Origin of the sequence: Rhizobium sp. RHZ01, from assembly GCF_014851595.1 — a bacterium.
In the GTDB taxonomy this organism is placed as follows: Bacteria; Pseudomonadota; Alphaproteobacteria; order Rhizobiales; family Rhizobiaceae; genus Rhizobium; species Rhizobium altiplani.
Window position 1 is genome coordinate 231,223 of the sequence record NZ_JACUZZ010000004.1, and the last position, 20,681, is coordinate 251,903.

The following is a 20,681-nucleotide window of genomic DNA, read 5'->3' on the forward strand; positions in this document are numbered from 1 at the left end:
TCTGCGGCCGATCTGCCGTCGCTTCAAATCTCACCATCATAGCCGGCGCCGCCGCTTTCTAGTAGGCGTCTCAAAGTCATCAATCCTGCAACCAGATCGTCACGGTTTCTGGGGGACGAGAAGCCTATCCTCACGCGGTGATAAACTTTCTCGGCGCGAGCGGCCTTGAACTCGTCCTCGTCATCGATCAGCACGCCATCTCTATAGGCGGCGTTCTTGAAGGTTCCCGAGAGCCAGGGATCGGGCAGCTTCAGCCAGAGGAAGGGAACATGCGGATGGGACACAAAATCGTATCCCTGTAGTTGTTGCCGTGCGAGGCGCTCGCGGATGGCCAGTTCGGCCGTGCTTGCCTTGCGGATTTCGTGTGCTTGGCCGCTCTGAACGAGACGGGCGCAAGCCTCGGCCAGAATGAAAGGCAGCCCGCCCGTAATCATCTTGTGCGTTACCTTGATCCGCTGCGCAAAATGCGGCGGGCAGGCGACCCAGCCGCCGCGCACTCCGGCAGCCACGGACTTTGAAAGGCCACTGATCAGGAAGGTGCGATCGGGCGCGAGCGACGCCAGCAGGGGATTTTCGTCTCCAGTCATGCCACCGTAGAGATCGTCCTCTATCAGCCAGACGCCATGCCTGCGTGCAATCTCCGCGATCCGTACCCGCCGCTCGCAAGGCATCGTAGCCAGGGTGGGATTGTGCGCGGTCGGCATGAGGAACGCGAGCTTGGGATGCTGCTGAAGACACAAGCGCTCGAAGTCATCGGGGATTACGCCGTTCTCGTCGGAGTCGACGGTGATCGTACGGCGACCAAGAATGCGGGCGCTGCGGCTGACCTGCGTATAGCTCAAATCTTCAAATACGATCTTGTCACCGGGCGACGACACGGCCGAAATCACCGAGACCGCCGCCGCGTGTGCGCCGAGGGTAGGGACGATGTTTTCGGTGTCGGGCGTCCAATCGTTCCTGGCGAGCCAGCGCCGCCCTGCCTCGTACCAATTTTGCGGGAAAACACGGGAATAGGACGAAATCTCGGAAAGCTGCTCCTCGCCGATTGCGGCGAGCACGCTGCCGATGATCTTGCCCTGGCCGAGGTCCGGAGCCGCGGTGGTGTCAAAGCGTATCTTGCCGGCCGGCGCATCAATCGGACGCGTGCCGCCGAGCGCGATGGTCAGTGGGTCCGGCTGATTGCCGGGTGCCGTCTCGGCGCGATCCAGGACATATGTGCCGCGGCCGACTTCTCCCGCGACGAGGCCGCGTTCGTGCACCAGCGCATAGGCCCGGCCGATTGTCCCGATTGTCACGCCTATGTCGTAGGCAAGGTTTCGCTGCGGCGGCAACTTGCTGCCAGCGGGCAATGTACCTGCGGCAATGGCTGATTCAATGCTGTCCGCAATCCGGAGGTAAACCGGGCCGAAACCGCGCGAAACGTCTGGGAGCCAATTTGTCATGATGACAATTCTCTATATTGTCACCCTTCGTCCGTCAAGATTATCTGAATTACAGACACAATCCACGTGGAGAATGAAATGTCCGCCGTTCCAGAGAACGAGCTCCGGATTGCACCGCTCCCTTCCAAGGTGCAATCGATACAATGCCGCATTCAGCAAGACTCTCGCCGTGTGCCGCGCACCTTGCTGGTGTCCGCATTGCAACGACTAACATCGTGGCATCAGAAGCGAGAGAGCCGCAGGGTGTTGCGTGATCTGACGGACGCCGAACTGCTGGACATTGGCGTCACGCGCGCCGAGGCGAACAAGGAGGCCAGCAAGTCGTTCTTTTGGGACTGATCAGCCGCAAGCCTTGCCGCCGGAGGCCCAGCGGGTGACATCCTTGACGATCCGCGGTCCGGTGGCGCCTTGCATCATCGGACCGAAGGCATCGAGCTTGGAGGGGTTGCCCTCTGCCTGAACAACGAGCAATGGGCGGCTTTCGGGGCTTCCCTTGTGCACGACGAGAATGCGCGGACGACCGGAGAAGGAATTCAACTCCGGCGCCAACCTGTATGCGGCAAAGGCCGCGTCGCCCGACTTGAACCAGCAGGCGTTCGCACCGAGAGCAACGCGCTCCATGGTGGACAGCGCGCTGCGGTCAGGACCCTTCGCGGGCGTGTTCGATTGGCAGGACGCGACCAGCGCCGCCGTTGCGGCAATCGCGAGAACACGTGTCATCGAAAGGCGAGGACGCATCAACTTGCTCCAATGGACTGGATGAATGGCCTCTTACGTGCCGAAGGTTAAGCTGCGATTACCTCGAGGGCGGATGCGAACAGACCACGGCCGTCGGAACCGCCATGCGCTGCTTCGATGAGGTTTTCGGGATGCGGCATCATGCCGAGGACGTTGCCCTTATCGTTCATGACCGCGGCAATATCGTTGATCGAGCCGTTCGGGTTGGTGCCTTCCGCATAGCGGAATACGACCTGGCCGCTGCCTTCGATCTTTGCCAGGGTCTCGGCGTCGGCGAAGTAGTTGCCGTCGTGATGGGCGACTGGGCTGCGAATGATCTGACCCTTGGAATAGGCGCGGGTGAAATCGGTGTCGGCGTTGACGACTTCGAGCTTGATCTCGCGGCAGACGAATTTGAGCGAGGCATTGCGCATCAGCGCGCCAGGAAGCAGACCTGCCTCGAGCAGGATCTGGAACCCGTTACAAACGCCGAGAACCTTGACGCCCTTGTTTGCCTTTTCGATGATCGCCTGCATGACCGGCATGCGCGCTGCGATAGCGCCGCACCGGAGGTAGTCGCCATAGGAAAAGCCGCCGGGGATGACGATCAGGTCGACGTCCGGAATATCCGTCTCCGTTTGCCAGATGGTCACCGGCGCGTGACCGGAGATTTTCGTCAGTGCTGCGATCATGTCTCGATCGCGATTGAGACCCGGAAGTTGAACGACGGCTGATTTCATGAGTGCGGCTAAAACCTTGTTTGTGCTTCTGCAAGTTCTCTGAGTACGAGACGCTTTTCAATACGCTCCAGCCGGCCTTCGTGCCGACCGAGAACACCGTAAATACTGTGTATTTCCTGCTCCATCGTGGTCATCGTGTCGCGCATGCAATGCATTTCGCTTCGGATCTCGTCAAGCGACGCGTCCAGCGTATCGATGTGCTCGTTCATCTTCGTCAACAACTCAAGCATGAGCTCTTGCGTCAATTCAGCCATCGAGTGCGCTCCACGACCAAGATTAGTCGACGGAAATATTATAGTTCTCGATCACCGTATTTGCGAGGAGTTTCTCACACATTGCCTTGAGGTCGCTCGCCGCTTTCTCCTTGTCAGCGCCTTCGAGTTCGACGTCGAAAACCTTGCCCTGACGGACATGGCCGACACCATCGAAGCCGAGAGCACCGAGGGCGCCCTCGATTGCCTTGCCCTGCGGATCGAGAACGCCGTTCTTCAGCGTGACGGTTACACGAGCCTTGATCACTTTATCTTCCCTGTCTTGCTTGGCCTGAAAGTCTTACTTCACGAGCACCGGTCCGGTGCCGCGCACAGGCTCGTTCTCGTTGATGATGCCGAGGCGGCGCGCAACTTCCGAATAGGCTTCGAGAAGTCCACCCATGTCCCGGCGGAAGCGGTCCTTGTCCATCTTTTCACGGGTATCGATATCCCAGAGACGGCAGGAGTCCGGCGAAATCTCATCGGCCAGTATGATGCGCATCATGTCGCCTTCGTACAGGCGACCGCATTCGATCTTGAAGTCGACAAGCTGGATGCCGACGCCGAGGAAAAGACCGGTCATGAAGTCGTTGACGCGAATGGCAAGCGCCATGATATCATCGAGTTCGGCGGGGTTCGCCCAGCCAAATGCCGTGATGTGCTCCTCGGAAACCATCGGATCGTCGAGCGCGTCGGACTTATAATAGAACTCGATGATCGAGCGTGGCAGCACGACGCCTTCCTCGATGCCAAGGCGCTTGGACAGCGAGCCGGCGGCAACGTTGCGTACAACGATCTCAAGCGGGATCATTTCGACTTCGCGGATCAACTGCTCGCGCATGTTGAGGCGACGAATAAAATGCGTCGGAATGCCGATCTTGTTCAGATGGCTGAAAATGTATTCCGAAATGCGGTTGTTCAGAACGCCCTTGCCATCGATGACTTCGTGCTTTTTCTTGTTGAAGGCGGTGGCATCGTCTTTGAAGAACTGGATCAGCGTGCCCGGTTCCGGGCCCTCATACAGAATCTTGGCCTTGCCCTCGTAAATACGGCGGCGACGGTTCATTGCAATTGTTCTCTATCGTTGGCGCTCTTGGGATAGCGCGAGTGGATCGATCTCGTGGCGTCCCCTTAAAGGAAAAGCGAGGGTTTCACAATCCGCCTGTCACTCCTTCCCCGGAATCCGGGATTGCCGGAGTGCCGCTAAGAGAATCGAAGACTTTCTGCGAAGCAGTTTACAGGTTTTTTGCGATCAACGGAATGTGAGCCGTCCGTCTCGGCGGAGTCATGCAGGCCTTTATCTTTGGCCGGAGCTGTTGATCGACTTGCGCAGGTCCTGTTGCAGGCCGCGGGCTGGGCCTTCCACGCCCCGCCAGGACGCAGCGCGTGCAAAGGGCGCTATCTGCAGTGCGGGCATCGGGCGGGCCAGCGCGTAGCCCTGGAGCATGTCGCAACCGAGGTCGCAGAGGATTCGGACGTGGTCCATCGTCTCCACCCCCTCAGCCGTGACGAGAATGTTCAGCGAACGACCGATGTCGATGATCGAACGGACGAGCTTCCGCTGCTCTGCCGAGTGGGGCAGCATGCGGATCAGCTCGCGGTCGATTTTCAAGGTCTTCGGGCTCAGCTTCAAAAGGCTAACAATCGACGCGTGGCCCGTGCCGAAGTCATCGATCTCGATATCGATGCCGAGGCGGCGTAGCTGCCGGAGATTGGCGGTCACGGCATCATCGCAATCGTCCAGCGAGATCGATTCAAGCAGTTCGAAGGAGATCGTGCGAGGCTCGATCTTCAGTCCGCGAAGCTTCTTCGCAAGGTTCGGATCGGCGAGGCGACGAGACGAGACGTTGACTGCGATCTTCGGGATGCGAAGCCCTTCATCCTCCCATCGCTGGCGATCCGCCAGTGCCTGCTCGAGGATAAGACCGTCGATCGTCGAGACAACATCCAGATCTTCGGCAATCGCGAGGAAGCGATCGGGGGCCAGCAAACCGTGTTCGCGGTGCTGCCAGCGCGCCAGCGTCTCGACGCCGGCAACCTCGAGCGTTCGCGCCTGGAACTGCAACTGGTAGAACGGGATAAACTCGCCGCGTTCCAGGCCCAGCAGGATTTCGTCGGCCAGTCGCTTGCTGGCGATGATGCGGCGGCGCTCATCGGTCGAGAAGAATTCGTGGCGATTGCGTCCACCACTCTTTGCACGGTAGAGCGCGATATCGGCATTTAGCAGAAGTTGCTTGGCATCCAGCGCCGGACCGTCCCCCGTGGCGATTCCTATACTTGCGCCGAAACGGCAATCATGGCCCTCGTAGCGAATAGGCTTGCAGAGCTCGCGGATGATGCGTTCGGCCAGATTAGAGATCTTCCTTGGTGTGACGTCGAGGGTACACAGGACCACGAACTCGTCGCCACCAATACGAGCGACGAAATCAGTGGAACGGACGTTCCTTTTCAGCACCTGCGCAACGTGCTTCAGCATCGCGTCGCCGGCACGGTGGCCGAGCGTATCGTTGATCTGCTTGAAGCGATCGAGATCGATATGGAGGATCGCGAGCGTCAGGCCGGTCCGGCGACATTCGGCGGAACGCTCGTCCAGCATGCGATCCAGGTATCGGCGATTGGGTAAGTTGGTGAGGTAATCATGCAGCGCCAGGTGCTCGATGTTTTCCTTGGCGCTTTCGAGCTCCCTATTGCGGGCTTCGGCGAGATCCTTGGCGCGCTGCAACTCGTTATTGAGCCGGACTTCGGCAGTGACATCCCAATTCGCACCGATCAGCTTGCGGCGTCCGTCGCTGTCGAGAAAAAATGCCGCCTTTGCGCGGATGACGCGCTCGATGCCGTCCTGCCGGATGATGCGGAATTCGTGCTCAAAATCGGTGTTGTCAGCGATGCTCTCGCTGATGGTCGCTAGCACACGTTCCCTGTCATTGGGATGCAGCGAAGCCTCCCAGGCATCGCCCGTGGTGGCTGGCGACGTCCCAGTAATGCCGTAGATCGCCAGAAGACGGTCGTCCCAATCGACAGTGCCATTCTCGATGTCGGCCTCGAAGACGCCGATATTGGAGATATCAAGCGCGAGATCGAGGCGTCGCGACACGTGCGCCAGCCGCTCCTCCGCCTCCTTGCGCTCGGTGATGTCGGTATCGGTGCCGACGAGGCGGGCAGGGGCGCCATTTTCGTCCCATTCGACACAAGCACCACGGCATTCGATCCAGATCCAGTGGCCGTCCCTGTGGCGCTCGCGATACACGAAAATCTGATAGTCCGGATCGCCTGCATTCTGACGATCGATCGCCCTTACGACGAATTCCCGATCATCGGGGTGGATGAGTTCAATCCAAGTGTCATAATCCCCGTCGGCATCCTCATCGGGCGCCATGCCACGAATGGTCTTCCAGGTATCGGAATAGTAACGCTTGCCAAGACGAAGATCGTGGTCCCAGACGCCGAGGCCTGACCCGACAAGAGCGTAGTTCCAGCGACTCTCGCGCTCCGAGAGTTCGGCGCTATTTATTGGGGGCGCGTGGTCGTCGAGCCCGGTCGCATGAAGCTTGGTCTTCGGTTTGCCCCGGTTGCCGGGTGTCGATCGTTTCAATCTGCGTACTCGCTCTCCTGGCGCGTGTATATTTTGGATGCATTGAATTAAACAGCCCTTAATGCCATAAAAATAATATCTACGTAAAAACAATTACTTGGTTGTGCGTTCCGCCCTGCGTAGCCTGAGGGGCGCAGACAAGGTTCGACAATGCCCATTCACTTGTGCAGTGGTGCCCTATATCGCCCCAATTGGCGGAGGGAATGCGATGTCTCCAGAATGGCCGATGTTCATACTGCAATGCATCGTTCTTGTGGGCCTGGCGGGCGTTCTCTTCATTCGCGGAGAGGGTGACTAGCCGATTGCTCAGCTAAAACCGCCCGAGCGTTCCCGTGCTGGGCGCGGCGATGCAATGCCCGACTGTGAATTGCGGTTCTGCCAAAGCGTCCGGTATTACGGCTTCAAACGGCCAAGGAATTGGGCAAACACCATTGTTCCTTCCGGCCAAGGCCCGTGGCCGGACTCGGTGTTGATATGGCCGGCCTCACCAGCGTCAATGAGGAGGGATCCCCAGCTTGCAGCGATGTCATCGGCGTGCTCGTAGCTGCCGAAGGGATCGTTGCGGCTGGCGATCGTGATTGTCGGGAAGGGAAGTGGATCCCGCGGGTACGGGCCGAATGTCATCAGGTGCTTCGGCCGTATTGCCGGATTGGCGACATCGGGCGGTGCAACGAAGAATGCCCCGGCTATCTTGTTGCGAAAATGGGGAATTGCATGGATCGCCGATGGAATGCCAAGGGAATGCGCAACCAGCACCACCGGTCGCGTGGCAGCGTTCACCTCCTCGGCGATCCGCTGAACCCAATCGTCGCGGACCGGCTTCGACCATTCTGCCTGTTCGACACGACGAGCCGTGCTGAGCTTGGCCTCCCAGCGGCTTTGCCAATGATCGGGGCCGGAATTCGTATAACCGGGAATGATGAGGATTTCGGCGTCTGAAGCTTTCATGATGGCGCGGATGTGAGAAAGCTCGACGGCGATGTCAAGGGAGGGTGGGACAAGGCTTCTGAAATTTGTTATGTTTTTGGCAGTGCCGGTTGCGTCTCGTATCGGCGTTGTCGCCGATCCTTTCGCTGCCGGCTATCTTGGCTGAGGAGGAGAAAGCCATGACGGCATTCCATGTTATGTCGGGTGCAAGCGATGTCTACACACGCCCGGTCGTCAACAAGATCAGCGTTTCGGATGTCTTTGATGCGCTACGGCGCGGCCTCGACGATTTTCGTGAAAAACCATCCCACTATGTATTTTTGTGCCTGATGTATCCGATTGCCGGCATTTTTCTCGCTGTCGCGACGTCAAGTGCTAACCTCCTGCCGATGATTTTTCCGCTGGTATCGGGCTTTGCACTGATCGGCCCTATCGCCGCGATCGGGCTCTATGAGATCAGCCGCAGGCGCGAAGCTGGCATGGATACCTCGTGGAGGCACGCGCTCGAGGTAACAGGATCGCCAGCGTTTCCATCGATCATTGCTGGCGGATTGTTGCTGTTTGGCTTCTTCGTCGTCTGGCTTGTCGCTGCGCAGACGCTCTATGCCAACGTGTTCGGCGACGTTTTCCCGCGATCGATCTCGCTCTTCCTCTCAGAGATCTTCGGCACGGCTGCAGGGCTGCAGTTGATCATTTGGGGACACGTGCTTGGTCTGGGCTTTGCTATTATCGTGTTGGCCACGACCGTCGTCACCTTCCCGTTGTTGCTGGATCGGGATGTCGGTCTCGTCTGCGCGATGGAGACATCGGTCAGAGCGACCGTCGCCAACCCGATCCCCGTCTTCTGCTGGGGGCTGATCATCGCCGTTTCTCTCATCGTCGGCACCATCCCGCTCTTTGTCGGGTTGGCGTTGGTGATGCCGATCCTCGGGCATGCCAGTTGGCACCTGTATAGGAAGCTCGTGGCACCGCCAGTGGTCTGACAGTCAGGGCGCCGGGAACTGCAACACCTCCCTGGGAGTTTCGCTGAGGCGAATACCGAGGGAGGTTATACATGGCAACGCCGCAGCATCTGTTTACCCGCTTTGCCAGCAGGACTTCTGAATGGGCAGGCAGGCCCGCCACGTTCGTGCTGGCGGTCGTACTCGTCGCGGTATGGGCAGGGACAGGCCCGGTCTTCGATTTCTCCGAGACTTGGCAACTGGTCATCAACACCGGAACGACCATCATTACCTTCCTGATGGTGTTCGTGCTTCAGAACGCGCAGACGCGGGATGCTCGGGCGGTGCAGGCCAAACTCAACGAAATCATACTCACCAGCCACGCGGAAAACCGCTTCATCGGCATCGAGCATCTTGACGACGAGGACCTCCAACATCTCGATCGCCTCGTTGCCAAGGCGGCGAAAGGCGTTCGCAATCAACGGTCGTCAAAAGCGTCCAACGGTCAAAATGGTGGAGGCGAGGCGAGCGCGTCGGCAAGGCTCAAGAAGACGAAGCGTAAAACGGCGCCCGTGAAGGCGCCGTCTCGGTAATCCAGCTTAGGCAGCGCCGAAGACGCGCCGGAAGATCGTATCAACGTGCTTGGTATGATAGCCAAGGTCGAATTTCTCGCGGATTTCCTCTTCGGAGAGCGCGGCACGGACCTCGGAGTCGGCAAGCAGCTCCTCCAGGAAATCCTTGCCCTGTTCCCACACCTTCATGGCGTTTCGCTGGACGAGCCGGTAGGCATCCTCGCGGGAAACGCCTGCCTGTGTCAGCGCCAGAAGCACGCGCTGCGAATGCACGAGGCCACGGAACTTGTCGAGGTTCTTCATCATGTTGTCGGGATAGACCACGAGTTTCTCGATGACGCCGGCCAAACGGTTGAGGGCAAAGTCGAGCGTGATCGTCGTGTCGGGCCCGATGCCGCGCTCGACGCTCGAATGGCTGATATCGCGCTCATGCCACAGGGCGACGTTCTCCATGGCGGGAACGACCGACATGCGCACCAGGCGCGCCAGACCGGTCAGGTTTTCAGTCAGGACCGGGTTACGCTTGTGCGGCATGGCCGAAGAGCCCTTCTGGCCGGGCGAGAAGTATTCCTCAGCTTCCAGGACTTCCGTGCGCTGCATATGGCGAATCTCGATCGCGACGTTTTCGATCGAAGAGGCAATGACGCCGAGGATGGCGAAGAACATCGCATGCCGGTCGCGCGGAATGACCTGCGTCGAAACCGGCTCCGGCACCAGGCCGAGCTTGGCGCAGACATGTTCCTCGACGCGCGGGTCGATATTGGCGAAAGTGCCGACAGCGCCGGAGACCGCACCGGTGGCGATTTCGGCACGCGCGGCCAGCAGGCGGGCGCGGTTGCGGCTCATCTCGGCGTAGAAGCGCGCGAGCGTCAGGCCCATCGTGGTCGGCTCGGCATGAATGCCGTGGCTGCGACCGATGCGGACGGTGTCCTTGTGTTCGAAGGCGCGTGCCTTGAGAGCGGCGAGCAGACGATCCATGTCGGCGAGCAGGATGTCGGCTGCGCGGACGAGTTGGATGTTGAATGTGGTGTCGAGAACGTCAGAAGACGTCATGCCCTGGTGGACGAAACGCGCATCGGAACCGACGATCTCTGAAAGGTGCGTCAGGAAGGCAATGACATCGTGCTTGGTGACGGCCTCGATTTCATCGATCCGCGCAACGTCGAACGTGGCGGCGCCGCCTCGTTCCCAGATCGTCTTCGCAGCCGATTTCGGGATGACACCCAGTTCGGCGAGCGCATCGCAGGCGTGAGCCTCGATCTCGAACCAGATGCAGAATTTGGTTTCGGGCGACCAGATGGCGACCATCTCTGGCCGGGAATAGCGCGGGATCATGGCTTCCTGCTTTCGTTCATAAGGAAATGCTGGCGCCCCTGTATCAAAGACAGGCGGCAATCTCAACGCATGCGTTTAGCAAGCGCAACACTAGTGCCGAAAAGGCAGAGAAGGCCGAGCGGAAGAAACAGGCGAATTCCAAGGACGGCGAACTGATAGACTGCACTGGCACCGGTGAAGACGAATTGAAACACCCACGTCAGGGATCCAAAAGAAGCGTGCCACGCCGAGTAGAAGACCCGGTAGTCCATGGCGAATAGAAAGGCGGTCATCAGGATCGTCCCGGCAGCAAGTGTCAGGAAGAAGGCTGCAAAACGCGTCTCCGGCGAGCGTCGGTGCGCAAGGAAGCGACCCAATGGCAACATGAATGGCCAAGCCAGCAATCCGCCTGTGAAATAGAGTAGCGCGAGGTCGCGGAGATGTGCCGTCTCCATTCCGTTTCTGAAACAGAGCGCGGCCATCGCGGACGCGAGCATCTGCGTGCCCCAGAGCACTGCGCCTGCGAATAGATCGGGGAGAGGCGGGCGCGCCGCCTTGAGCCGCTCGGAGATCAAGGACGGCCTGCTTTCATCACGACTTGGACTGACCTTCGGCGGCACTGCGCAAGGCGCTGATGGCCGCCTTGTAGGCCTCGACCGAGCCGCCCTTGAAGATCGCCGAACCTGCGACGAGAACATTGGCGCCAGCTTTGCCGACGATCGGCGCCGTTTCGACTGTTACTCCACCATCGACTTCGAGATCGATCGGCCTGTCACCGATGAGTGACCGCGCGGCGGCAATCTTGTCCGCCATCGCGGGAATGAATTTCTGTCCGCCAAATCCGGGGTTTACCGACATGATAAGGATGAGGTCGACCTCGTCGAGGACATTTTCTAGCGCCGAAAGCGGCGTGGCCGGATTGAGGGTGACGCCGACCTTTTTGCCCAGGCTGCGCACAGTTTGAAGCGACCGGTGGAGATGCGGCCCGGCTTCGGCATGGACGGTAATGCGGTCGCAGCCCGCCTTGGCGAAGGCCTCCAGGTAAGGATCGGCAGGTGCAATCATCAGATGGCAATCAAAAACGGCGTCCGTATAGGAACGCAGCGATTTGATCACATCAGGGCCGAAGGAAATGTTTGGGACGAAGTGACCGTCCATGACGTCGAGGTGAATCCAATCGGCTCCAGCCGCGGTCACGTCACGGACTTCCTGGCCCAGTTTGGCAAAATCGGCGGCAAGGATGGATGGCGCGATGCGAATGGGCGTAGTCATTGACGTCTCTCCGTAAAACTCGTGCAGCGGCGGCGGCAAAGCCTATTCGATCGGAGCGCTTGGCAGCACGAACGAACCGGCGTGCCATAGCAGCAGGCGGTAGGGGTTATCGGCCAATTCATGGCCGGCGTTGAAAGCAATCTTTCCGATAATCGTCTCGAAGGAGGTGCCGCCGATATGCTGCGCGATCGGCCTATCATCAGCGCCGGCATCCTGGACAGCCTTCGTCGCGATTTCCACAGCTGCATAAGCAGGCAGTACATAGCCCTCCGGCTCGACGCCGCCGGCGCGTAACGCATCGACAACCGACTTCGCTTCCGGCCGCGCCGCATAGTCCGGCAGGGCAACGGCGTAAACGCCATCGGCAAGCGCGAGCGGTTGGTTGGCAGCCCGCATGGCGTCGCCACCGAGGATATCGAGTTGAATCTTTTCCGCCGCTGCATCACGTGCGATCACTGCAACGTCGCTGCGATCCCCGCCGACAAATACCTTTGTCGCCCCGGCCTTCTTCAGGCGGCGTACAAGAGCAACCTGCTGCTCCTGGCCCGGTCGATAGGTGTCGGTGAATACCGGCTTGAGGCCTTTTTCCTCGAGCGCGTTTCGGATCGCTTCCGTAAGCTCCCGGCCATGGATAGTGCCGTCTTCGACCAGTGCGATCGGCGAGGCCGCCCACTCCCGTACGATCACCTCGATAATCTTCTCCGCTTCCGCGCCATCGGCCGGCGCCATTCGATAGAGCGGCCAGGCATTTTTTAGCGCGTCTTCCATGAGGATGCGTGAGCGCACCGAGATGGTAATCGCCGGGATATTGGCATCCTTCAGCTTTGGCAGTGCGCCCTCGAGCGTCTCGCTGCAGAGAAAGCCTACGGCTACCTGGACCTTGGCATTGATCAACGCGTCAGCGATCGCCGCGCCGCTGTTTTCCTCGCAAGTCTCCGCGACCGTGACGATCGTGTTGCCATCCTGCTGGATCCTGGCAGTGGCACCGGCAATGATCTGGGCTCCGATTGGCGCGAGGTTGCCAGTCTGTGGCGCAACAACGCCAATCGTGAGGCCGGCGGCATGGCATTCTCCGGCCGCAAGGAGCAGCATCGGCAGAAGTGCTAGGCCACGCAAAGTATTCATAAAAGCCGCAGGTCCGTGTCGTTTGTCCTGCTCTTTTATCCGTCCGGCATCGATCGTCAAAGAAAAACGCACGGTTGGGAAGCTTTTCGCCTGGCTTTTGTAGAAAAGGTAACCGATCACCTTCATATTATAGAAAACAGCAAAACCGGTGACGCCGGATGGAGAATGCCTTTGTTGAACAAGCAACCGATCGACCCGCGCCTCTACCGGGATGCGATGAGCCGCTTTGGCGGCCATGTGCAGCTCGTAACGACGGCGATCGGCGAGGAGCGCAGAGGCGTGACGATCACTGCCGCTTGCTCGGTATCCGATAGCCCTGCGACCGTACTGGTATGCCTGAACAACAGCAATCCGAAGAACGACATCTTCTTTCGGAGCGGCATCTTTGCATTGAATACCTTGGCCGCGCATCATCAAGCGCTTGCGGATGCTTTTTCGGGGCGTGCGCTGCTCACCAACGACGAACGCTTCGCGATGGGTGTGTTCGACAAGCTGGTAACGGGCGCGCCCATCCTTCGCGACGCGCTTGCCTCCTTCGATTGCCGCGTGAGCGAAATCAAGGAAATGTCGACGCACCACATCATTTTCGGCGAGGTCGTGGCAGTCCGGTACAACGAGGCGAAGCCTGCGCTTGTCTATATGAACCGGGATTACCACACGCTATAACTCCTGAAAAAGGGAGGAGACATGCCGGATCAAACTCATCCGCCGCTGCCATCGTCGATCGATGAGACGATCGCGATGCTGGGCGATCAGGATTATCTCGCGGGGCGGGCGCTTGGAACAGTGCTTTTCCTGGCCCTGAAGATGAAGCGTCCTCTCTTTCTGGAAGGCGAGGCGGGTGTCGGCAAGACCGAGATCGCAAAGGTGCTCTCGAAAGCTCTCGGCCGGCCGCTGATCCGCCTGCAATGTTACGAAGGACTGGATATCGCTTCGGCTGTCTACGAATGGAACTATCCGGCACAGATGCTCGAAATCCGCCTGGCCGAAGCGTCCGGGCTGACCGACAGGAACAGGATAGAGTCGGACATCTTCTCCGAACGATACCTCATCCGCCGGCCGGTGTTGCAGGCTCTGTCGAGCGCAGATGGGCGGGCGCCCGTCTTCCTCATCGACGAGCTCGACCGCACCGATGAAGCGTTCGAGGCCTTTCTGTTGGAGGTTCTCTCTGATTTTCAGGTGACGATCCCCGAGCTTGGCACTATCCGTGCAGCCGAGCCACCGATCGTCATTATAACCACGAACCGGACGCGTGAGGTTCACGACGCGCTGAAGCGGCGTTGCCTATACCATTGGGTCGATTATCCCGATGCCGCGCAGGAGCTGGAGATTATTCGCCGCAAGGTGCCGGGCTGTAATGCGGCTCTGTCCGCGCAGATCGTCGCCTATGTACAGAAGCTTCGGGCACTGGATCTTTTCAAGAACCCGGGCGTAGCCGAGACGATTGATTGGGCGACAGCGCTGACCGAACTCGATCGCCTGGCGCTCGATCCGGAAACGATTTCCGATACGATCGGAACACTGCTGAAATACCAGGACGACATCGCGCGTATCCAGGGTAGCGACGGTGCGAAAGTCCTGGAGGATATCAGGGGCGAGCTGCAGGCGGCAGGATAACGGATGGAAGCTACAAGCCGACAGGATGGGATTGTCTTTCCGCCTCTTCCGGTCGGTGACGGTCGTTTTGCCGATAATATCGTCTTCTTTGCCAGGGTACTGCGGAAGGCCGGCATGAAGATCGGGCCGGCCGCGATCGTTGATGCGATCGAGGCGGTCGAGACGATCGGTATCGGGTCGCGTGAGGAATTTCACGCCGCGCTCTCATCCGTCTTCGTCAAACGGCACGAAGACAAGCCGGTCTTCGACGAGGCGTTTCGCCTTTTTTGGCGCTCGCGGGACCTTGTCGAGAAGATGATCGCAATGCTGTCGCCAAGGGCGTCGGAAACCCTCCAGAAGGAGAAGGCAAAGCCCGGCGAAAGCCGCGCCGCGGACGCCTTGCTCGGCGACCGAAGGGACAACAAGCCGCCGCGCGACGAGCCTGATATCGAGATCGATGCGCGCTTTACGATGTCGGGCAACGAAGTCTTCCGGCGGATGGACTTCGCCCAAATGTCTGCGTTGGAGATTGCCGCGGCCAAGAAGGCACTTGCGAAACTGCAGCTGCCTCTGGACAAGGTGCGGACCCGGCGCTTCCGCCCATCGCATGCTCACGCCCATGTGGATGCGCGCGCGACGATGCGGGCTGCATTGCGCAGCGGGGCCGGCCTCATTCTTCCGCGATACCGCGAGATCCGCGAGGTTCAGCCACCCTTGGTCGTTCTCGCCGATATCTCCGGCTCGATGAGCCAGTACACGCGCATCTTTCTGCACTTTCTCCATGTGCTAACGGAGAAGCGCCGGAGGGTTCATACCTTCCTGTTCGGAACGCGCCTCACGAATGTCACTCGCCAGATGCGGCACAAGGATCCCGACGAAGCAATGGATGAATGCGCGGCAGCGGTAAGGGATTGGTCCGGTGGGACGCGGATCGGTGAGACGCTGAGGGAGTTCAATCGCCTGTGGGCTCGCCGTGTGCTGGGGCAGGGCGCGGTCGTGCTGTTGATCACCGACGGGCTGGAGCGCGAGGGAACGGATCTGCTCGCGGCAGAAATGGACAGGTTGCATCGCTCGTGTCGGCGACTGATCTGGCTCAATCCGCTGCTGCGCTTCGACGGCTTCGAGCCGCGCGCGCGTGGCGTGCGCGCAATGCTGCCGCATGTTGACGAATTCCGACCGGTTCACAATCTATCATCCTTGAGCGACCTTGCGGAAGCACTCGGCGCAACGCGATCGACGGAATGTGACCCGCGCCGGTACCTCGAAAGATTGAAAGGCATCGCATGACAGGTACATCGTTTGACCTTGATCCGTTAATGACGGCGGAAGCCTGGAGAAAAAGCGGGCGAGACGTGGCGATTGCCACGGTCATCGAGACGTGGGGATCGGCGCCACGACCGGCCGGAAGCCATCTCGTGATCGACCGAGACGGCAATTTCGAAGGCTCCGTATCGGGGGGCTGCGTCGAGGGCGCCGTTATCGCCGAGGCGCTTGATGTGATCGCCGACGGTAAGGGGAGGATGCTCGAGTTTGGTGTTGCGGATGAAACGGCGTGGCGCGTCGGCCTTTCTTGCGGCGGCCGGATTCGTGTCTATGTCGAAAGGCTCAATTGATGGATGCGGCAAATCTTGCGCGGCTGAATGACGCGCGCCGGGCGCGCCGCGCCGCCATGCTGCTGACTGATCTCGAAAAGGGAGGAGATACCGTTGTCCTTGAGGGGGAGCCAGTGGAACCCTCCTTGCGAGCGGATATCGAGGCTGCCTTTCGCTCAGGGAAATCGACGGCAATCGAGGTCGATGGGCATCGCTACTTTCTTAACGTGCATCTGCCGCCGGCCCATATCGTGATTATCGGCGCCGTTCACATCAGTCAGGTCCTGGCGCAGATGGCATCGCTTGCCGGCTTCGATGTGCGGATCATCGATCCGCGCACGGCTTTCGCCACGCCGGAACGGTTCCTCGGGACCGATCTGACGGCGGATTGGCCGGTGGATGTCCTCAAGGATCGTCCGCTGGACGCCTATACGGCGCTCGTCGCCGTGACGCATGACCCGAAGATCGACGACTATCCCATTACCGAGGCGTTGCGGACCGGCTGTTTCTATGTCGGAGCGCTCGGCAGCCGGAAGACGCATGCGACTCGGCTAGAACGGTTGCGCGCAGACGGTGCGGACGAGGCCGCGCTTGCCAAAATCAGCGCGCCGATCGGGCTTAATATCGGTGCGTCGAGCCCAGCCGAAATCGCGGTCGCCATTCTCGCGGAGATCGTCCAAACGCTGCGGACGCGGACCTTGTCTCCGGTTGGTGACAGCAAATGAAGTTCGGATCATTCTCCATCGATGCAGCCGAGGGCGTGGTCCTCGCCCATGCCGTGAAGCTTGCCGGCGGCAGCCTGTCCAAAGGACACAGGATCGGTGCCGGCGACATCGAAAGGCTGCGCGGTGAGGCTATAGGGCAGGTCATTGCTGCACTAATGGAGGAGGGCGACGTCGGGGAGGACGAGGCGGCGAGACGACTTGCGCAGGCAATCGCGCCCGACCATTTGCGCCTCTCTGAGGCTTCCACGGGACGCGTGAACGTCTATTCGACTGTTGACGGCCTGTTCGTCGCAAGCCGCAGCGCCGTCGACCGGCTGAACAGCATCGACCCTGCTATCACGCTTGCCTGTCTCAACGATCATGTGCCCGTTCGCAATGGCGACATGGTTGCGACATTCAAGATCATCCCGCTCGCCGTGTCCGGCGCCAAACTCGACCTTGCATGCGAGGTGCTGCGGTCGACATCCGCCTTCGAGGTGAAGCCCTTTGCCGGCCGCTCGGTCTCGTTGATCGCGACGGAACTGCCGTCGCTGAAGCCATCGGTCATGGACAAGACGGCACGCGTGCTTTCCCGGCGGCTCGTCGCATCAGGCAGTCATCTCGTGAGGGAGACGCGGGTTGCTCATCACGTCGAACCGGTAGCGCAGGCGCTTCTCGACGCATTGCGGCTACCCGACAGCGCCCCGAAGTTGGTCATCCTTTTCGGCGCGTCCGCCGTGATCGACGCGGAGGATGTGATTCCCGAAGCCATAAGAAGGGCCGGCGGCGAAGTCGTGCAGGTCGGCATGCCTGTCGATCCAGGGAACCTGCTTGTCCTCGGTCGGATCGGTGATATTCCCGTCATCGGCGCACCGGGATGTGCACGCAGCCCGAAGGAGAATGGCTTCGATTGGGTACTCGACCGCATTCTGGCTGGCGAACAGCCGAGCGCAGTCGACATCAGCGGCATGGGTGTGGGAGGTCTTCTGATGGAAATCCAGGCGCGGCCCAGCCTACGCGAAGCCGAGGCGCGCACTAGCCCCGCCGGCAAGCTTGTTACAGTCATTCTTGCCGCGGGCCAGGCCAGACGGATGGGAGAGGGCGGCCCGCACAAGCTGCTGGCGGAGTTTGGCGGTGTGCCGCTTATCCGGCGATCGGTGATGACCGCGATCGACAGCCGCTCGGCGTCGGTGATCGTCGTGACGGGACATCGTAAAAGCGAGATTGAATCAGCACTGTCCGGACTTGACGTGACAATTGCTCACAATCCGGATTACGCGTCGGGCATGGCTTCGTCGCTCGCAACGGGATTCTCGGTCGAGCACGCCCGTGACGCGGATGGAATTCTCGTTATGCTTGCCGATATGCCGGGTGTGTCCAGTGATGATCTCGATAAGCTAATGGCAGCTTTCCGGCAATCTGGCGGCCAGTCGATCATCCGCGCGGTGTCGCGCGGCAAGCGTGGCAATCCCGTGATATTGCCTAAATCTCTATTTGATGCAGTGCTGCGGCTGGAGGGTGATGTCGGGGCGCGGCACATCATCGAAACATCGGGCGTGCCTGTCGTGGACATCGATATTGGCGATGCGGCGCATCTGGATGTGGATACGCCGGAAGCGGTCATTGGCGCAGGAGGGGTTTTAAAGGGCTAAGGGATGGACACGGCGGCAATTGAAGAAATGTTTCAGGGGCTTGGACCCGTCACCATCAGGCGCATGTTCGGCGGCAAGGGCATCTACCATATGGGGCGGATTGTTGCTGTCGAAGTGCGCGGCGAGATGCTGTTGAAGGCCGACGAGCAAAGCGCATCGGAATTCGAGGCGGCGGGAGCGTCGCAATGGGCCTATGAAGGCAAGAAGGGAAGCCCGGTGAAGATGCCGTATTGGTCCATCCCCGACGATGCCTATGACGACCCCGATGTCATGGCGCGATGGGTTCGGCTTGCCTACGAAGCGGCTGTCCGAGCGGAATGAACCTTAGAGGAGTTCGCCCGACTTGAGCTTTTCGATTGCGGCCGCCGCAAATGCGGAAAGCGGCTGCGGGAGATCGGCGCGGCTGAACCAACCGAAGTCCGACAGCTTGTCCGGCTCCGTGAGCTGCGGTTCTCCATCGAACTCGGACGCTACATAGAGCAGGGAAATCCAGTGCTGGGCATCCGCGTCGCTGATCAGTTCCGTGGCGCCGAGAAGGTTGACGCGGCCGATCGATAGGCCGGTTTCTTCTTCCGCCTCGCGTCGAGCCGCCTGCTCGGACGGCTCCATATGATCGACCTTGCCGCCCACAATGCTCCAGTGGCCGGCTTCAGGAGCGCGCATGCGCCTGTAAAGCAGGATCTTGCGGTCGCGCAAAACCACCAGGCCAACGCCAAGGCCCGGGAAATCGATGCCCGGCGTGCCCATATTCGTCAGATCTTGGCGTTGGCCGTGATCAGCATGAAGGCGGGAATTTCATCACCGAAGCCAACCGGCGTCGGACCGTCGTCGTGGTCGCGATAGCGGCGGCGGTCGCGATTGTCGTCGTTTGCCGGGTAAGGACGAGCGGCGCGCGAGCTCTGCTGCGGCTTGTTTTGTTCTGCTTTGCGCTCTTGCTTCACGCTTTCGACCTTTGCTGGTGCTGCTGTTTCCATCGTCTCGACGTCATTATCTGCGACGGCGATTTCAGATTTATGACCTCGACGGCTCTTGCCGCGGCCGGTGTCCTTGTCCCGGCCCTTGCGACGCGAGCGATCGTCGTCGCGGCTGGGTTCGGGCGGAGGCAAGGCGGAGAGGTCGCCGTTCAACCACTCGACCTTCTCGCCGATCAACTTTTCGATCGCGTCGGCATGTTTCTGGTCGTGGCGGGTGACGATGGTGAATGCAGCGCCGGAACGGCCTGCGCGGCCGGTACGGCCGATACGATGCACATAATCCTCGGAATGGATCGGAACATCGAAGTTGAAGACGTGGCTGACGTCGGGAATATCGAGACCGCGAGCGGCGACATCGGAAGCCACGAGAAGCTGGAGATTACCGTCCTTGAAGTTCTGCAGCATGGCCATGCGCGAACGCTGATCCATGTCGCCGTGCAGAGCGCCGGCGGAAAAGCCGTGGCGGTCGAGCGAACGGAAGAGATCGGACACGTCCTTCTTGCGGTTGCAGAAGATGATTGCGTTCTTCAGATCGGTTTGAGCCTTGATAAGATCGCGCAGAACAGCACGCTTCTCATAATCCTTGCCATGCGAGGCAACGAAGCGCTGCGTTACCGTCTTTGCGGTGGATGCCGGCTTGGCAACTTCGATCCGCTCCGGATTCTGCAGGAAGCGATCCGCAAGCTTCTGGATCTCGGGCGGCATGGTTGCCGAGAAGAAAAGTGTCTGACGGGTGAACGGGATAAGCTTTGCGATGCGCTCGATATCCGGGATGAAGCCCATGTCGAGCATGCGGTCGGCTTCGTCGATGACGAAGATTTCGACAGCACTCATCAGGAGCTTGCCGCGTTCGAAATGGTCGAGCAGGCGGCCCGGCGTGCAGATCAGAACATCCGCGCCACGCTCGAGCTTGCGATCCTGATCTTCAAACGAAACGCCGCCGATCAGCAACGCGACATTCAAGCGGTGATTCTTGCCGTACTTTTCGAAGTTCTCCGCAACCTGGGCGGCTAGTTCGCGGGTCGGCTCGAGGATCAGAGTCCGGGGCATGCGGGCGCGGGCACGGCCCTTTTCCAGCAGCGACAGCATCGGCAGAACGAAAGACGCAGTCTTGCCCGTTCCCGTCTGCGCAATCCCGCAAATATCGCGGCGCTCAAGCGCAAAGGGGATGGCACCAGCCTGAATTGGGGTTGGCGTCGTGTAACCCGCGTCGGTCACGGCGGAAAGCACTTTTTGGCTCAAGCCAAGATCAGCAAATGTCGTCAAAGGG

24 protein-coding genes are annotated in these 20,681 nt (G+C 59.9%); 10 read left to right on the forward strand and 14 right to left on the reverse strand.

The window, feature by feature from the left end; all coding sequences use genetic code 11:
• Positions 1 to 23: 23 nt before the first annotated feature.
• Positions 24 to 1,442 carry a PLP-dependent aminotransferase family protein gene (locus IB248_RS07220; protein ID WP_169680273.1) on the reverse strand — a complete coding sequence of 473 codons (1,419 nt, stop codon included), beginning with the start codon at positions 1,440 to 1,442 and terminating at the stop codon, positions 24 to 26.
• Between the two features lie 78 nt (positions 1,443 to 1,520).
• On the opposite strand from IB248_RS07220, the gene IB248_RS07225 reads away from it, so the two are divergent.
• Positions 1,521 to 1,781 carry a DUF1127 domain-containing protein gene (locus tag IB248_RS07225; protein ID WP_169680274.1) on the forward strand — a complete coding sequence of 87 codons (261 nt, stop codon included), beginning with the start codon at positions 1,521 to 1,523 and terminating at the stop codon, positions 1,779 to 1,781.
• On the opposite strand, the gene IB248_RS07230 is transcribed toward IB248_RS07225, so the two are convergent.
• The 7 genes from IB248_RS07230 to IB248_RS07260 all read right to left on the reverse strand — a co-directional run bounded on the left by IB248_RS07230 (position 1,782) and on the right by IB248_RS07260 (position 7,690).
• Positions 1,782 to 2,180 (reverse strand): hypothetical protein, encoded by a 399-nt coding sequence (locus IB248_RS07230; RefSeq protein ID WP_169680275.1) that lies wholly within the window; start codon positions 2,178 to 2,180, stop codon positions 1,782 to 1,784.
• A 47-nt stretch (positions 2,181 to 2,227) separates the two neighbouring features.
• Positions 2,228 to 2,899 (reverse strand): phosphoribosylformylglycinamidine synthase subunit PurQ, encoded by a 672-nt coding sequence (gene purQ, locus IB248_RS07235; RefSeq protein ID WP_018854879.1) that lies wholly within the window; start codon positions 2,897 to 2,899, stop codon positions 2,228 to 2,230.
• A gap of 8 nt (positions 2,900 to 2,907) precedes the next feature.
• Entirely contained in the window at positions 2,908 to 3,153 is a 246-nt protein-coding gene (locus IB248_RS07240; RefSeq protein WP_025661192.1) for a hypothetical protein, read from the reverse strand.
• Positions 3,154 to 3,175: 22 nt separating this feature from the next.
• Positions 3,176 to 3,418, reverse strand: coding sequence for a phosphoribosylformylglycinamidine synthase subunit PurS (purS, locus tag IB248_RS07245; RefSeq protein WP_018854881.1), 243 nt, complete (start codon positions 3,416 to 3,418; stop codon positions 3,176 to 3,178).
• Positions 3,419 to 3,451: 33 nt separating this feature from the next.
• Entirely contained in the window at positions 3,452 to 4,216 is a 765-nt protein-coding gene (gene purC / locus IB248_RS07250) for a phosphoribosylaminoimidazolesuccinocarboxamide synthase (protein ID WP_007532892.1), read from the reverse strand.
• 231 nt (positions 4,217 to 4,447) lie between these two features.
• A complete protein-coding gene (locus IB248_RS07255; protein ID WP_245267899.1) occupies positions 4,448 to 6,661 on the reverse strand; it encodes an EAL domain-containing protein in 2,214 nt (737 codons plus the stop codon).
• A gap of 474 nt (positions 6,662 to 7,135) precedes the next feature.
• A complete protein-coding gene (locus tag IB248_RS07260; protein WP_018854883.1) occupies positions 7,136 to 7,690 on the reverse strand; it encodes an alpha/beta hydrolase in 555 nt (184 codons plus the stop codon).
• A 158-nt stretch (positions 7,691 to 7,848) separates the two neighbouring features.
• Between IB248_RS07260 and IB248_RS07265 the strand changes: the two genes are divergently transcribed.
• Positions 7,849 to 8,652 (forward strand): DUF2189 domain-containing protein, encoded by an 804-nt coding sequence (locus IB248_RS07265; RefSeq protein WP_018854884.1) that lies wholly within the window; start codon positions 7,849 to 7,851, stop codon positions 8,650 to 8,652.
• 71 nt (positions 8,653 to 8,723) lie between these two features.
• The gene (locus IB248_RS07270; RefSeq protein WP_025661189.1) at positions 8,724 to 9,203 is read left to right on the forward strand and encodes a low affinity iron permease family protein; all 480 of its coding nucleotides are present in this window, start codon (positions 8,724 to 8,726) and stop codon (positions 9,201 to 9,203) included.
• A gap of 6 nt (positions 9,204 to 9,209) precedes the next feature.
• Here IB248_RS07270 and purB read toward each other — a convergent pair whose 3' ends face one another.
• The 4 genes from purB to IB248_RS07290 all read right to left on the reverse strand — a co-directional run bounded on the left by purB (position 9,210) and on the right by IB248_RS07290 (position 12,893).
• Positions 9,210 to 10,517: an adenylosuccinate lyase gene (gene purB / locus IB248_RS07275; RefSeq protein ID WP_192240613.1), complete on the reverse strand. Its 1,308-nt coding sequence runs from the start codon at positions 10,515 to 10,517 to the stop codon at positions 9,210 to 9,212.
• Between the two features lie 62 nt (positions 10,518 to 10,579).
• A complete protein-coding gene (locus IB248_RS07280; RefSeq protein ID WP_018854887.1) occupies positions 10,580 to 11,071 on the reverse strand; it encodes a hypothetical protein in 492 nt (163 codons plus the stop codon).
• Positions 11,072 to 11,087: 16 nt separating this feature from the next.
• Positions 11,088 to 11,768 (reverse strand): ribulose-phosphate 3-epimerase, encoded by a 681-nt coding sequence (gene rpe, locus IB248_RS07285; RefSeq protein WP_018854888.1) that lies wholly within the window; start codon positions 11,766 to 11,768, stop codon positions 11,088 to 11,090.
• A 42-nt stretch (positions 11,769 to 11,810) separates the two neighbouring features.
• A complete protein-coding gene (locus IB248_RS07290) occupies positions 11,811 to 12,893 on the reverse strand; it encodes a branched-chain amino acid ABC transporter substrate-binding protein (RefSeq protein ID WP_112648587.1) in 1,083 nt (360 codons plus the stop codon).
• Positions 12,894 to 13,064: 171 nt separating this feature from the next.
• Between IB248_RS07290 and IB248_RS07295 the strand changes: the two genes are divergently transcribed.
• The 7 genes from IB248_RS07295 to IB248_RS07325 are packed head-to-tail and all read left to right on the forward strand — an operon-like array spanning position 13,065 to position 18,758.
• Positions 13,065 to 13,559 (forward strand): flavin reductase, encoded by a 495-nt coding sequence (locus IB248_RS07295; protein ID WP_192240614.1) that lies wholly within the window; start codon positions 13,065 to 13,067, stop codon positions 13,557 to 13,559.
• 21 nt (positions 13,560 to 13,580) lie between these two features.
• Positions 13,581 to 14,510, forward strand: a complete 930-nt coding sequence (locus tag IB248_RS07300) for a MoxR family ATPase (RefSeq protein ID WP_018854891.1) — start codon at positions 13,581 to 13,583, stop codon at positions 14,508 to 14,510.
• A 3-nt stretch (positions 14,511 to 14,513) separates the two neighbouring features.
• On the forward strand, positions 14,514 to 15,776 hold the full coding sequence (locus IB248_RS07305) for a VWA domain-containing protein (RefSeq protein ID WP_169680278.1): 1,263 nt from the start codon (positions 14,514 to 14,516) through the stop codon (positions 15,774 to 15,776).
• Positions 15,773 to 16,102, forward strand: coding sequence for an XdhC family protein (locus IB248_RS07310; RefSeq protein WP_192240615.1), 330 nt, complete (start codon positions 15,773 to 15,775; stop codon positions 16,100 to 16,102). Before IB248_RS07305 ends, IB248_RS07310 begins: the two co-directional genes overlap by 4 nt.
• Positions 16,102 to 16,806, forward strand: a complete 705-nt coding sequence (locus IB248_RS07315) for an XdhC family protein (RefSeq protein ID WP_018854894.1) — start codon at positions 16,102 to 16,104, stop codon at positions 16,804 to 16,806. Before IB248_RS07310 ends, IB248_RS07315 begins: the two co-directional genes overlap by 1 nt.
• Positions 16,803 to 18,437 (forward strand): molybdopterin-binding/glycosyltransferase family 2 protein, encoded by a 1,635-nt coding sequence (locus IB248_RS07320; protein ID WP_192240616.1) that lies wholly within the window; start codon positions 16,803 to 16,805, stop codon positions 18,435 to 18,437. The genes IB248_RS07315 and IB248_RS07320 overlap by 4 nt, the downstream gene beginning before the upstream one ends.
• A 3-nt stretch (positions 18,438 to 18,440) precedes the next feature.
• On the forward strand, positions 18,441 to 18,758 hold the full coding sequence (locus IB248_RS07325; protein ID WP_018854896.1) for a TfoX/Sxy family protein: 318 nt from the start codon (positions 18,441 to 18,443) through the stop codon (positions 18,756 to 18,758).
• A 3-nt stretch (positions 18,759 to 18,761) separates the two neighbouring features.
• Here the strand turns inward: IB248_RS07325 and IB248_RS07330 are convergent, their stop codons facing one another.
• Positions 18,762 to 19,184 carry an NUDIX domain-containing protein gene (locus IB248_RS07330; protein ID WP_018854897.1) on the reverse strand — a complete coding sequence of 141 codons (423 nt, stop codon included), beginning with the start codon at positions 19,182 to 19,184 and terminating at the stop codon, positions 18,762 to 18,764.
• A gap of 5 nt (positions 19,185 to 19,189) precedes the next feature.
• A complete protein-coding gene (locus IB248_RS07335; protein WP_018854898.1) occupies positions 19,190 to 20,677 on the reverse strand; it encodes a DEAD/DEAH box helicase in 1,488 nt (495 codons plus the stop codon).
• Between the last annotated feature and the right edge of the window lie 4 nt (positions 20,678 to 20,681).